General features: G+C 72.5%; 11 protein-coding genes. 8 read left to right on the forward strand and 3 right to left on the reverse strand.

Features of this window, described 5'->3' with window-relative positions; all coding sequences use genetic code 11:
* Nucleotides 1–34: 34 nt before the first annotated feature.
* The gene (locus QFZ75_RS26990; RefSeq protein ID WP_307540899.1) at nt 35–1,117 is read right to left on the reverse strand and encodes a PP2C family protein-serine/threonine phosphatase; all 1,083 of its coding nucleotides are present in this window, start codon (nt 1,115–1,117) and stop codon (nt 35–37) included.
* Nucleotides 1,118–1,444: 327 nt separating this feature from the next.
* Between QFZ75_RS26990 and QFZ75_RS26995 the strand changes: the two genes are divergently transcribed.
* The 3 genes from QFZ75_RS26995 (at nt 1,445) to QFZ75_RS27005 (ending at nt 5,295) form a co-directional block, all read left to right on the forward strand.
* A complete protein-coding gene (locus QFZ75_RS26995) occupies nt 1,445–3,667 on the forward strand; it encodes an AAA family ATPase (RefSeq protein WP_307540900.1) in 2,223 nt (740 codons plus the stop codon).
* Between the two features lie 90 nt (nt 3,668–3,757).
* A complete protein-coding gene (locus QFZ75_RS27000) occupies nt 3,758–4,783 on the forward strand; it encodes a helix-turn-helix transcriptional regulator (RefSeq protein WP_307540901.1) in 1,026 nt (341 codons plus the stop codon).
* A gap of 134 nt (nt 4,784–4,917) precedes the next feature.
* Complete coding sequence (locus QFZ75_RS27005) at nt 4,918–5,295, forward strand: peptidase inhibitor family I36 protein (RefSeq protein ID WP_307540903.1); 378 nt, start codon at nt 4,918–4,920, stop codon at nt 5,293–5,295.
* 156 nt (nt 5,296–5,451) lie between these two features.
* Here QFZ75_RS27005 and QFZ75_RS27010 read toward each other — a convergent pair whose 3' ends face one another.
* Nucleotides 5,452–6,477: an MBL fold metallo-hydrolase gene (locus QFZ75_RS27010; protein WP_307540905.1), complete on the reverse strand. Its 1,026-nt coding sequence runs from the start codon at nt 6,475–6,477 to the stop codon at nt 5,452–5,454.
* A 155-nt stretch (nt 6,478–6,632) separates the two neighbouring features.
* On the opposite strand from QFZ75_RS27010, the gene QFZ75_RS27015 reads away from it, so the two are divergent.
* Complete coding sequence (locus QFZ75_RS27015; RefSeq protein ID WP_307540906.1) at nt 6,633–8,090, forward strand: aldehyde dehydrogenase; 1,458 nt, start codon at nt 6,633–6,635, stop codon at nt 8,088–8,090.
* Between the two features lie 3 nt (nt 8,091–8,093).
* Nucleotides 8,094–8,327: a ferredoxin gene (locus QFZ75_RS27020; protein ID WP_307540908.1), complete on the forward strand. Its 234-nt coding sequence runs from the start codon at nt 8,094–8,096 to the stop codon at nt 8,325–8,327.
* A 69-nt stretch (nt 8,328–8,396) separates the two neighbouring features.
* Here the strand turns inward: QFZ75_RS27020 and QFZ75_RS27025 are convergent, their stop codons facing one another.
* Complete coding sequence (locus QFZ75_RS27025) at nt 8,397–9,044, reverse strand: TetR family transcriptional regulator (RefSeq protein WP_307540909.1); 648 nt, start codon at nt 9,042–9,044, stop codon at nt 8,397–8,399.
* A 228-nt stretch (nt 9,045–9,272) separates the two neighbouring features.
* Here QFZ75_RS27025 and QFZ75_RS27030 point away from each other — a divergent pair, with 228 nt between their 5' ends.
* The 3 genes from QFZ75_RS27030 to QFZ75_RS27040 are packed head-to-tail and all read left to right on the forward strand — an operon-like array spanning nt 9,273 to nt 12,522.
* Nucleotides 9,273–10,718 carry a glycosyltransferase family 4 protein gene (locus tag QFZ75_RS27030; protein WP_307540910.1) on the forward strand — a complete coding sequence of 482 codons (1,446 nt, stop codon included), beginning with the start codon at nt 9,273–9,275 and terminating at the stop codon, nt 10,716–10,718.
* The gene (locus QFZ75_RS27035; protein WP_307540912.1) at nt 10,712–11,455 is read left to right on the forward strand and encodes a class I SAM-dependent methyltransferase; all 744 of its coding nucleotides are present in this window, start codon (nt 10,712–10,714) and stop codon (nt 11,453–11,455) included. The genes QFZ75_RS27030 and QFZ75_RS27035 overlap by 7 nt, the downstream gene beginning before the upstream one ends.
* A complete protein-coding gene (locus QFZ75_RS27040; protein ID WP_307540914.1) occupies nt 11,452–12,522 on the forward strand; it encodes a prenyltransferase in 1,071 nt (356 codons plus the stop codon). Before QFZ75_RS27035 ends, QFZ75_RS27040 begins: the two co-directional genes overlap by 4 nt.
* Nucleotides 12,523–12,525: the final 3 nt, after the last annotated feature.

Here is a 12,525-nt window from a genome sequence, read left to right on the forward strand (position 1 = left end):
GGACTTCGCTCCGCCGAGTGCTGCGGTCACCGGACTAGAGGGCGCGGCGGGCCGTGTGCGGTGCCGGGACCGGGGCCGGTGTGGGCTGGCAGAGGACGAGGGCCAGGTCGTCGACGGGGGCGGTGCCCGTGTGGGCGAGGAGGCGCGAGTAGAGGGTGTCGAGGGCCTCGTCGGGGAGGGGGTCGCGCAGGGCGTGGGCGGCCTCGGTGAGGAAGGGGAAGAGCGTGCCGTCGGGGGCGCGGGCCTCGGTGAGGCCGTCGGTGTAGAGGAGGAGGCGGTCGCCCGGCTGGAGGCGTACGCGGTACTGGCGCGGGTCGGGGCCGAGGCCCAACGGCAGGGTGGCGACGCCCGGTTCGAGCAGTTCGATGCGCTGGCCGGCGCGCAGGGGCGCGGGATGGCCGCAGTTGACCAGCCGGACCTCGCCCGGCGCGAACTCGGCGAGGAGCGCGGTGACGAAGTCCTCCGGGTCCAGGTCCGGCGCGAGGCGTTCGTCCAGGCCGGTGGCGACGGCGGTCAGGTCCGGGACCGTGTGGGCGAGTTCGCGGAAGCCCGCCACCGTCTCGGCGGTCAGCCGGACGGCTTCGAGACCGTGTCCGCGCACGTCACCGACGAGGACCCGCAGGCCGAACGGGGTGACCGCGACGTCGTACAGGTCCCCGCCGAGCGTCGACTCGTGCACGGCGCAGTGGTAGCGCGTGGAGACGTGCGTGCCGGCGAAGCTGCGGGACAGCGGCCGTACGACGGCTTCCTGGGTGATCCGTACGACCTCGCGCACCTCGGCGAGCCGCGCGGTGAGCCGGTCCCGCTGCCGCACGGTGTGCGCGGTGAGCGCGCAGCCGAGCAGCAGCTGCGACAGCGTGACGGCGGCCGGGACCCGGTCCAGCAGCAGTGCGGGCCCGGCGACGAGGACGCCGACCGCCGAGGGCGCGAGGAACCGGGCTTCGGAGAGCCCGGAGAGCCCGGAGGGTTCGGAGGGTTCGGGCGGCCCCGGGGGTGCAGGTGGTCCGGAGGGGCTGCGGAGGTCGCGGAGGTCGCGGGGCGGACCGGACGGGCGTGGCAGGCCGTAGCCGTAGCCGCGGCCGTGGCCGCGGAGCCGTCGTCGGTCGTCGGGTCGCATCCACATCCGCATTCGCATCGGGCATCGGCAATCGCATGGGCACAGCACGGACATGGGAATCGGCGTGGGCATGGGCGGCGGCATCCGCGACCGCGTCGGCGGGCGCCACCGCTCCCGTCGCACGACGGTCTCTGAATATCTCCCTCCGCACCCGTACCGACAGGGCGTTGATCACATCTCGTCGCAATATGCCCGGAAGTGGCGGTGGGGGACCGAGTTCGTGTCCGGCTCGCCGGTGCGGTCGGAGGCAGTCCCGCGGGCCCGTCACACTGACCCGTGCGGGATCCCTCCGGGCTCGCTGTCACGCTGTGCGGGGAGGGCATTGCCGTGCCGGAAAACAGGGCGGGCGACGGGCGGCCGGGAAACCTGCCGCCCGAGACACGGAGTTTCGTCGGCCGGCCACGGGAACTGGAACGGCTCGACGGACTCCTGGACCCCTCCGGGAGGCACGGGCGGCTGGTGACGCTCGCCGGGGCCGGTGGCGTCGGCAAGACCCGGCTCGCCCTGCGGGCCGCCCGCCGCGCCGCCCACCGGTACCGGGACGGCGTCTGGTTCGTGGAGCTCTCGCCGCTGCGGGCCCGGGGCCTGGTGGGTTTCGCCGTGGTCGAGGCGCTGCGGCTGGCCGACAGTTCGACGTCCCCGGTGACCGAGGTGCTCGCCGAGTGGCTGGCGGACAAGGAGGCGCTGATCGTCCTCGACTCCTGCGAACACGTGCTCCCCGACTGTGCGGACCTCGTCCGCGCCCTGCTCCCCGCCGCCCCCGGGCTGCGGTTCCTGGCCACCACCCGGGAACACCTCGGCCTGCCGTCCGAGCTGCGTGTGACGGTCGCCCCGCTGCCGGTACGCGACGGCACCGGCCCGGCCCGGCCACCGGCAGAGGCCGGTGACGCCCTCGACCTGTTCGCCCAGCGGGCCGCCGAGGCGCGCCCCGGCTTCGTCCTGGACGAGGCCTCCACCGGCACGGCCGCCGCCGTCTGCCGTCGGCTGGACGGGATCCCGCTGGCCATCGAGCTGGCCGCGGCCCGCCTCTGCGAACTCTCCCTCGCCGAACTCGACGAACGGCTCGGCGAGCGGCTGCCGTCCCCGCTGGACCTGCTCGCGGCGGGACCCGGCGAGGGGCCCGTGCGGCACCGCACGCTGCGGACGGCCATCGGCTGGAGCCACGAGCTGTGCGCGCCTCTGGAGAGGCTGCTGTGGGCAAGGCTCTCCGTGTTCAGCGGCGGCTTCGACCTGTCCGCGGCCGAGGACGTCTGCTCCGGCGGCCCCCTGCCCGCCGTACGGATCGCGGTACTGCTCGAACGGCTCGTCGAGCAGTCGATCGTGCTCCGCCACCGCCCGAGCGGCAGCGGCAGCGGCAGCGGCGGCGGGGACGGAGACGGAGCCAAAAGCGAAGGCAAAAGCGGAAACGGAAACGGGAGCGGAGACGGGGGCGGGGGCGGCGTCCGTTTCCGGCTGCTGGACAGCGTGCGGGAGTTCGGCGGCGACTGGCTGCGCGCGCTCGGCGAGGAGCGGACCCTGCGGCTGCGGCACCTCGACCACTACCGGAGCCTGGCCCGTACCGGCTGCACGGAGTGGAACACCGGCCGCCAGGTGCTGTGGTGCGAGCGCACGGTCGCCGAACACGCCAACCTCCGTACCGCGATGGACTGCGCGCTGTCCGAGCGCGACGGCGCGACCGCCCTGCGCACGGCGGCCGACCTGGGTTTCCTGTGGCGCCACTGCGGCTACCTGCGGGACGCCCAGCACTGCCTGGACCAGGTGCTCACCGCCGATCCGGCGCCCGGCCCGGATCTCGTGCGGGCCCTGTGGGCCAGGGGCGCGGTCGCCCTGCTCCAGGGCGACCTGGACAGCGCCGGGAGCTGGGCGTCGGTGTACACGGCGGCGTCGGTGGAGCGGGGGGACCCCGTCGAGGTGGCCGCCGCGGCCTACCTCACCGGCGGGCACCTGCTCCTGCGCGGCCGGCTCGCCGAAGCGCTGGCGGTGTTCCGGGCGGCCGAACCGCTCCCGGTCCGCGACGACTGGCTGGGGTCCGCGCAGCTCCAGGTACGGCTGGGGCTCTCCTTCGTGCACCTGCTGCTCGGCGACCTCGTCCGCGCCCGGGCGGTCGCCGACGAGGTGCGCGCGGAGAGCGCGCGGCACGGCGAGTCCTGGGCGGGCGCCTTCGCGGACTGCTTCGTCGCCCAGGCGGACCTGGCCGAGGGCGACTTCCCGGCGGCGCTGCGCAACGCCCGTACGTCCGTCGTCGGGCATCTGTCGCTGAACAGCACGCTCGGAGTCGCCCTCACCCTCGACGTGCTGGCCTCCGCGGTGGCCGCGACCGGCGACGGGCACCGCGCGGCGCGCCTGCTCGCCGTCGGCCAGCGCATCTGGGAGCGCCTGGGCAGAGCCCAGATGGACTCACCGGACCTGACGGCCGCCCGCCGCGCCCGTGAACGACTGGTCCGCGGGAAGATCGGCGACGAGGCCTACACGAGGGCGTACGCGCAGGGCCTGGCCATGTCGTACGAACGGGGCGTCGCCTACGCGGTGGAGGACGGCACCGGCACCTGACACAACCGCGCTCGACCCCTCCTCCTGCTCGCGCCGGGTGAGAACATCGGATGCGTACGCTCATTTCGTGAGGGCTGCGAACGGAGGGTTGTGTTACGTATTCACTTCACCACCAGCGACCTGGCACTGACTCATGTGGCGACGGGCCCCGATCCCTGCTGGGAAACGATCCTCGGCCTGCAGCAGTTGGTGTGTGCGAGGCCGGGACGCGCCTTTCGGGACTGGCGCCTCAGAGCACGGGAAGTCGTCGCACGGAAGAAGCTGGGAAACCAGGTCCGCTATCTGAGAGCGCTTGTTCCCCAGAAAGGCTATGTTCCGGATTTCCTGACCCCGGCTGAGGCAGCCGACGGAATGCGGACAGCGATCTCCGCGGTACGAAACACTCCGCCCGGCCGGGTTCGGAGAGAGTTGCAGATGCTGTCGTCCCAGCAGCACCGTGGAGTGCCACGCCCGGTACGGCAGTTGGCCGACGCGGACCGCGACAACCGCCAGCTGGCCGACCTGGTGCAGGCGTTTCGATGCGTGTACGACACGGTCATCGCTCCTGACTGGACGCAGGTGGAAGCGTACGTGGAAGCCGACCGGGCCCTACGCGCGCGTGCCCTCCGGGACGGTGGTGTCTCCCGCCTTCTCACCTCGCTGGGCACCGCGGTGCGATGGGAACCTCCCGTGCTGTACGTGAGGTATCCCGTCGAACGCGATCTGCACCTTTCAGGCCGCGGACTTCGTCTCGTACCGTCCCGTTTCTGTTCCCGTGTTCCCGTCGCCCTGGCGGACCCGCAGCTGCGCCCGGTCCTTGTCTACCCCGTCGGTCCCACCGCGAATGAACCGGTTCCCCGGTCGGCGAGTGCCCTGGACGGGCTGCTGGGGCGCACCCGGGCCGAAGTCCTCCGAGCGCTGCGCGACGGGGCCACCACCGGTGAACTCGCCTCGCGGCTGCGGGTCTCCGCCTCCGCGGCGAGTCAGCACGTCCACGTGCTGTCCCGGGCGGGGCTGGTCCACAGCCAGCGCACCGGGGCGTCGATCCTGCACACGCTGACGCCGCTCGGCACCGCTCTTCTGACAGGCAGTGTCCCTGTTCTCACGCCTGACCAGCGGATTTCAGATGTGCCTTAAGGGTCTCGCGCCACCGCCACGATCTGCGCCATGGTGTGGACGTGATCCACGTACGGACTGACCTACGTACGGACCGGTCACCGTACGTCCTGGCGCCAGGGACGACGGCCACGACCAGAAAACAGGGGAACACCATGCGAAAGAAGGCTGCGGCAACGATCGCAACCGCCGCTGCGATGCTCGGTGTCATCGCTTCGGCCACCACCGCCTCCGCCGAACCGAATCCGCCCGGCTGCCCCAAGGGGTATTTCTGCGCCTACAGCGGACCGGACCAGACCGGATCGCTGGTACTGAAGACGGCGGGCAACTGGAGCGGCCAGGTGCGCTTCCAGTCCATCTTCAACAACGGATACGCGTTCCCGGGAGCCGACCACGTCGACATGACGTACTGGTACGAGGGGGACGGCACCACCACCAGCTGTATCCACTACAACCCCGGGCCCGGCCTGTACAAGTGGACCGCTCCCTACACGGAAGTCCTCTACAGCGTCCGCTGGCGAGGCGAGTGCTGACACGGACACCCGCAGGTCCGCGGGAAAGCGGCGCGCCGCCCGATCCGGGCGGTGCGCCGCTTTCTCGTCCACGGACTTTCGGCAGCGACGGCTCAGCTCCTCGGGCGGGGCGGGTGTGAGAGCCGTACAGGGGACCGGTCCCACACGAACGCCCTCTCAGACGGCGATGTACGTCACCGGGCCGCTCCCCGGCACCGTCTCCGCGCGGCCCAGCTTCACCAGGCGGCGCAGGTGGGCCTCCGCCTCCGAGACCGCGATGTTCCTGGACCCGTACGGGATGTCGGCCCAGGGGCGGTTCCACTCCATGTGCTCGGCGACCTGCCACACGGTGCGCGGGGTGCCGAGGAGGGCGAGGAGACCGGTGAGGCGTTCCTCGTGGTGGTCGAGCAACTCCCGTACGCGGGACGGCGCGTCGGTGAAGGGGTGCAGATGGGCCGGGAGCACCTCGGCCGGTCCGAGGCCGCCGACCCGCTCCAGGGAGTCGAGGTAGTCGCCGAGCGGGTCGGGGACGGTGTCGTCGTCCGGATCCTCGTAGAGGCCGATGTGCGGGGTGATCCTCGGCAGGAGGTGGTCGCCGGAGAACAGGCGTCCGCGACCGGGAAGTTGGGCCGGATGGGCCTCCTCCAGGTGGAGGCAGACGTGGCCGGGCGTGTGTCCCGGGGTCCAGATCGCGCGCAGCCGCCGGCCGGCGAGGCCGAGGAGTTCGCCGGGGACGATCTCCCGGTCGGGGAGCGCGGGGGAGAGGCCGGGCAGGCGTGGGCGGCGGGCGGTGCGCAGCGGCGCCACGTGCTCCTCGGGCGCGCCGGCCGCGGTCAGCTTGTCCGCCATGTACGCCAGCCAGCGTCCCGGTTCGGTCTCGCGGGTGCGGCGTACGACGCAGATGTCGGCGGCGTGCATGGCCACCCACGCGCCCGACGCCCCACGCACCTTCTCCGACAGCCCGTGGTGGTCGGGATGGTGGTGGGTGATCACCACGCCGTGGATCTCGCCGACGGCCGTCCCGCACGCCACCAGCCCCTCGGTGAGCGCGTCCCAGGACGCCGGGTCGTCCCAGCCCGTGTCGATCAGCACCGGTCCGCGGTCGGTGTCCACGACGTACACGAGGGTGTGGCCGAGGGGGTTGTCCGGGATGGGGACCGCGACGGACCGTACGCCGCCGCCGTGGTCGGTCACCTGTGGCATGGGCTCCCCTGTCGCCGGCTTCCCGCCACTATAACTAGAACGGGTTCCAGCGGGAGTGCTGTGTGCTCCGTGGACTCCGTCCGGTGGAACTGATATCAGTTCAATGTCTGATGCACCGTCAGGAACGAGTGGTTCCCTCGGAGAGGCAGTCGGTCATGACCGAACTCGTGGAACACGGAAAGCTGTTCATCGGCGGGGAGCTGACCGCTCCCGGCGGCCCGGACGTCATCGAGGTGGTCTCCCCGCACACCGAAGAGGTCATCGGCCGGGTGCCGCACGCCTCGCGGGAGGACGTCGACCGGGCCGTGGCCGCGGCGCGCACCGCCTTCGACGAGGGGCCCTGGCCGCGCATGACCCTCGACGAGCGCATCGGGGTGGTCACCCGGATCAAGGACGCGATCGCCGTACGGCACGAGGAGATCGCCCGGGTCATCTCCTCCGAGAACGGCTCCCCGTACTCCTGGAGCGTCCTCGCGCAGGCGCTCGGCGCGATGATGGTGTGGGACGCCGCCCTCACCGTCGCACGGGACTTCCGTTACGAGGAGACGCGCGACGGGGTGCTCGGACGCATCCTCGTCCGGCGCGAGCCGGTGGGGGTCGTGGCCGCCGTCGTCCCGTGGAACGCGCCCCAGTTCGTGACGGCGGCCAAGCTCGGGCCCGCGCTGCTGACCGGCTGCACGGCCGTGCTCAAACCGTCGCCCGAGTCACCGCTGGACGCGTACATACTCGGCGAGATCGCGCGGGAGGCCGGGCTGCCGGAGGGCGTCCTGTCGATCCTGCCGGCGGACCGCGAGGTCAGCGAGTACCTCGTCGGACACCCCGGGATCGACAAGGTCTCCTTCACGGGGTCGGTCGCGGCCGGCCGGCGTGTCATGGAGGTGGCCTCGCGCAACCTCACCCGCGTGACCCTGGAACTGGGCGGGAAGTCGGCGGCGGTGGTCCTGCCGGACGCGGACCTGGGGACCGCCGTGCCGGGCATCGTCTCGGCGGCCTGGATGAACAACGGCCAGGCGTGCGTGGCCCAGACCCGCATCCTGCTGCCGCGCTCGCGCTACGACGAGTTCGCGGAGGCGTTCGCGGCGGCGGCCGACGCGCTGGTGGTCGGTGACCCGCTGGACCCCGCCACCCAGGTCGGCCCGCTGGTCGCCCGGCGGCAGCAGCAGCGCAGCCTCGACTACATCCGCATCGGCCAGGAGGAGGGCGCCAAGATCCTCGCCGGCGGCGGCCGTCCGGCGGGCCTGGACCGCGGCTGGTACGTCGAGCCGACGCTCTTCGGCGACGTCGACAACTCCATGCGGATCGCCCGCGAGGAGATCTTCGGCCCGGTGATCTGCCTGCTCCCGTACGGCGACGAGGAGGAGGCGGTCAAGATCGCCAACGACTCCGAGTACGGCCTGAGCGGCAGCGTCTGGACGGCCGACGTGCCCCGCGGCATCGACGTGGCCCGCCGGGTCCGTACCGGCACGTACTCCGTCAACACCTTCAGCCTCGACATGCTCGGCCCGTTCGGCGGCTACAAGAACTCCGGGCTCGGCCGCGAGTTCGGCCCCGAGGGGTACGGGGAGTTCCTGGAGCACAAGACGATCCACCTGCCGGCCGGCTGGGAGGTCTGAGGGATGGGCGACCGCTGGCACGTCGAGGTCGACCGCTCCGTCTGCATCGGCTCGGCCCAGTGCACCCACCTCGCCCCGGACGCCTTCCGCCTCGACGCGGCCATGCAGTCCCACCCCGCGGAGTCCGAGAGCGACGCCAACGAGAAGGTCCTGGAGGCGGCGGAGGGCTGCCCGGTGGAGGCGATCACGATCACCCTGCCGGGCAGCGGGGAGGCGGTGTTCCCTCCGGAGGAGTGAGGGGGGAAGGCGCGAGGGTGTGGTCGGCCACCGGCCGGTGGGGGCTGGGCGCGCGGTTCCCCGCGCCCCTCACGGGGGCGGTGACGTCAGGTCGATCAGGCGGCACACCGTCTCTATGTCTATCTTCACCTGGGCGATCGAGGCGCGGCCGGAGAGCCAGGTGATCAGCGCCGAGTGCCAGGTGTGCTCGATGACGCGGACGGCCGACAACTGGGCGGGGGTGGGATCGTCGAGACCCATGGCGTCAAGGATGATCACCGTGGTCTGGCGGGAGACCTGGTCCACCTCCGGGCTCACGCTGCGGTCGGCGAACGTCAGGGCGCGGACCATCGCGTCGGCGAGGTGCGGCTCCCGCTGCAGCGCGCGGAAGGCCCGCATCAGGGTCTCCGCGACCCGCTGCGCCGCCGTGTCGCCCGTCGGCGGCTTCTTGCGCAGCGTCCCGTGCATGTGGGCCAGCTGGTCCTGCATGGTCGCGACCAGCAGGTGCACCTTGGACGGGAAGTAGCGGTAGAGCGTGCCCAGCGCGACCTGCGAGGACTCCGCCACCTCCCGCATCTGCACCGCGTCGAAACCGCCCCGGCTCGCCAGCTGCGCGCTCGCGTGCAGGATGCGGCGGCGGCGCGCCTCCTGGCGCTCGGTGAGCGGGGGAGTGACCGGCTGCGCCGCCCGTACGGGCGGCTGCGCGGCCTTCGCCGCAGTCTTGGCTTCCGCAGGCATGGATCCCGTTCCGTGACGTTCGTACAGCAGAGGGCGGCAGGGGCGACAGGGGCGGTGGAGCGAGAGCGGGTAGAGCCCGGCCGTGGCGTGAATCACCCGATCCACCGCTCACAGGAGAGCTACCTGCCGGTAGATTCAATGCTCCCTGAACGATCAAGTCTGAAACTTGTTCTAGATTACCGTCCCGAAGTAATCTCGCGGGAAAGTGCTGGAAGAAGGGGGCCGAGAGTGACCCATGAGGCCATGGAGGCAGGCCTCCCCGAGGGCTCGGCCGCCGACGCCGGCCGACCGCTGCGCATCGCGCTCCTCACCTACAAGGGGAACCCGTTCTGCGGCGGCCAGGGCGTCTACGTACGGCACCTCTCGCGCGAGCTCGCCCGGCTGGGCCACCAGGTCGAGGTGATCGGCTCGCAGCCCTACCCGGTGCTCGACGAGGGCGAGGATCTCGACGGGCTCTCCCTCACCGAGCTCCCCAGCCTCGACCTGTACCGCCAGCCGGACCCCTTCCGCACCCCCCGGCGCGACGAGTTCCGCGACTGGATCGACGCCGTCGAGGTCGGCACGATGTGGACCGGGGGCTTCCCGGAGCCGCTGACGTTCTCCCTGCGCGCCCGCCGCCATCTGCGCGCCCGGCGCGGCGACTTCGACGTCGTGCACGACAACCAGACGCTCGGGTACGGGCTGCTGGGCGATGTCGGCGCCCCGCTGGTCACCACCATCCACCACCCCATCACCGTGGACCGGCAGTTGGAACTGGACGCCGCCGCGAGCCGCCGCAAACGGGCGTCCGTGCGGCGGTGGTACGCCTTCACGCGCATGCAGAAGCGGGTCGCGCGCCGGCTGCCGTCCGTGCTCACCGTCTCCGGCACGTCCCGCCAGGAGATCGTCGACCACCTCGGCGTACGGGACGAGCGGATCCACGTCGTCCACATCGGTGCCGACGCCGACCTCTTCTCGCCCGATCCGTCCGTGCCGAAGGTACCGGGCCGAATCGTCACCACGTCCAGCGCGGACGTCCCCCTCAAGGGCCTCGTCTTCCTCGTGGAGGCGCTCGCCAAGGTCCGTACCGAGCACCCCGCGGCGCACCTCGTCGTCGTCGGCCGGCGCGCCGAGGACGGGCCGGTGGCCCAGCTCATCGAGCGGTACGGGCTGGAGGGCGCCGTCGAGTTCGTGAAGGGCATCCCGGACGCGGAGCTCGTCGACCTCGTCCGGTCCGCCGAGGTCGCCTGCGTGCCGTCCCTGTACGAGGGCTTCTCGCTGCCCGCCGCCGAGGCGATGGCGACCGGTACGCCCCTGGTGGCCACCACCGGCGGAGCCATCCCCGAGGTCGCGGGCCCCGACGGCGAGACCTGCCTCGCCGTCCCGCCCGGCGACGCGGGTTCGCTGGCCGTCGCGCTGAGCAGGCTGCTGGGCGACCCCGGCCTGCGCGCGCGGCTCGGCTCGGCCGGCCGGGCCCGCGTACTGGAACGGTTCACGTGGGCCCGCGCGGCGGAGGGCACGGTGGCCCGCTACCGCGAGGCGATCGAGTCCGCGCGCCGCTCCGCGCCGGAACCACGAGGCCGCCCCGCGGCCGAGACTCCCGGCCGCCCCGCGGCCCCACAGGAGGCGGCCCCCGCCGTCTCCTCCCCCGCCCCCGTGGACACCCCGAATCGCGAAAGCAGGACCACGTGCTGACCGTCGACTTCTCCCGGTTCCCGCTCGCCCCGGGGGACCGCGTGCTGGACCTCGGGTGCGGGGCGGGACGCCACGCCTTCGAGTGCTACCGGCGCGGCGCCCAGGTCGTCGCGCTGGACCGGAACGCCGAGGAGATCCGCGAGGTCGCCAAGTGGTTCGCCGCGATGAAGGAGGCGGGGGAGGCCCCCGGGGGAGCCACCGCCACCGCCATGGAGGGTGACGCGCTGCGCCTGCCCTTCCCCGACGAGTCGTTCGACGTCGTCATCATCTCCGAGGTGATGGAGCACATCCCGGACGACAAGGGCGTGCTCGCCGAGATGGTCCGGGTGCTCAGGCCCGGCGGGCGGATAGCGATCACCGTGCCGCGCTACGGGCCCGAGAAGGTCTGCTGGTCGCTGTCGGACGCCTACCACGAGGTCGAGGGCGGCCACATCCGCATCTACCGGGCGGACGAGTTGCTCGGCAAGATCCGCGAGGCGGGCCTGCGGCCGTACGGCACGCACCACGCCCACGCGCTGCACAGCCCCTACTGGTGGCTCAAGTGTGCGTTCGGCGTCGACAACGACAAGGCGCTGCCGGTACGGGCGTACCACAAGCTCCTCGTCTGGGACATCATGAAGAAGCCCCTCGCGACCCGGATCGCCGAACAGGCGCTCAACCCGCTGATCGGCAAGAGCTTCGTGGCGTACGCGACCAAGCCGCACCTGCCCGCCGCCACCCTCACGGACGCTTCGTGACGACTCCGCGTACCGAACACCTCGTCCTCGCGGGGGTGCTCACCGCGGAGGAGGCCGCGCAGACCGTCCGGGGCATCCTGGCCGTGCAGCGTGCGGACGGCGCCATCCCGTGGTTCCGCGGCCACCACCTCGACCCGTGGGACCACACCGAGGCCGCCATGGCCCTGGACGCGGCCGGCGAGCACGAGGCCGCCGCCCGCGCGTACGAGTGGCTGGCCCGGCACCAGAACCAGGACGGCTCCTGGTACGCGGCCTACGCCGACGGGGACGCCGCCGACGTCACCGACCGCGGGCGCGAGACCAACTTCTGCGCGTACGTCGCCGTCGGTGTGTGGCACCACTACCAGGCGACCGGCGACGACACCTTCCTGGACCGCATGTGGCCGACGGTGTTCGCCGCGGTGGAGTTCGTCCTGGCGCTGCAGCGGCCGGGCGGCCAGATCGGCTGGAAGCGCGAGGACGACGGCACGGCCGTCGAGGACGCGCTGCTGACCGGGAGTTCGTCGGTCCACCACGCGCTGCGCTGCGCGCTCGCCATCGCCGAGGAGCGCGAGGAGCCGCAGCCCGACTGGGAGTTGGCGGTGGGCGCGCTGCGCCACGCGATCCGCCGGCACCCCGAGCGGTTCCTCGACAAGGGCCGCTACTCGATGGACTGGTACTACCCGGTGCTGGGCGGCGCGCTGACCGGCACCGAGGCGAAGGAACGCATCGAGCGGGACTGGGACCGGTTCGTGGTCCCGGGTCTCGGTGTGCGGTGCGTGGTGCCCAACCCGTGGGTGACGGGCGGCGAGTCGGCCGAACTCGCCCTGGCCCTGTGGGCCGTGGGCGAGTCCGACCGCGCGCTGGAGATCCTGCAGTCGATCCAGCACCTGCGGGACCCGCGGACGGGCCTGTACTGGACCGGTTACGTCTTCGACTCACGGGCCGTGTGGCCCGAGGAGCTCACCTCGTGGACGGCGGGCTCCCTGCTCCTCGCCGTCGCCGCGCTGGGCGGCGACGAGGCGACCTGCGCGGTCTTCGGCGGCGACCGCCTGCCGCTGGGACTGGACCCCGACTGCTGCCGGTAGTCC

Source organism: Streptomyces sp. V3I8 (assembly GCF_030817535.1).
Classification (GTDB): Bacteria; Actinomycetota; Actinomycetes; order Streptomycetales; family Streptomycetaceae; genus Streptomyces.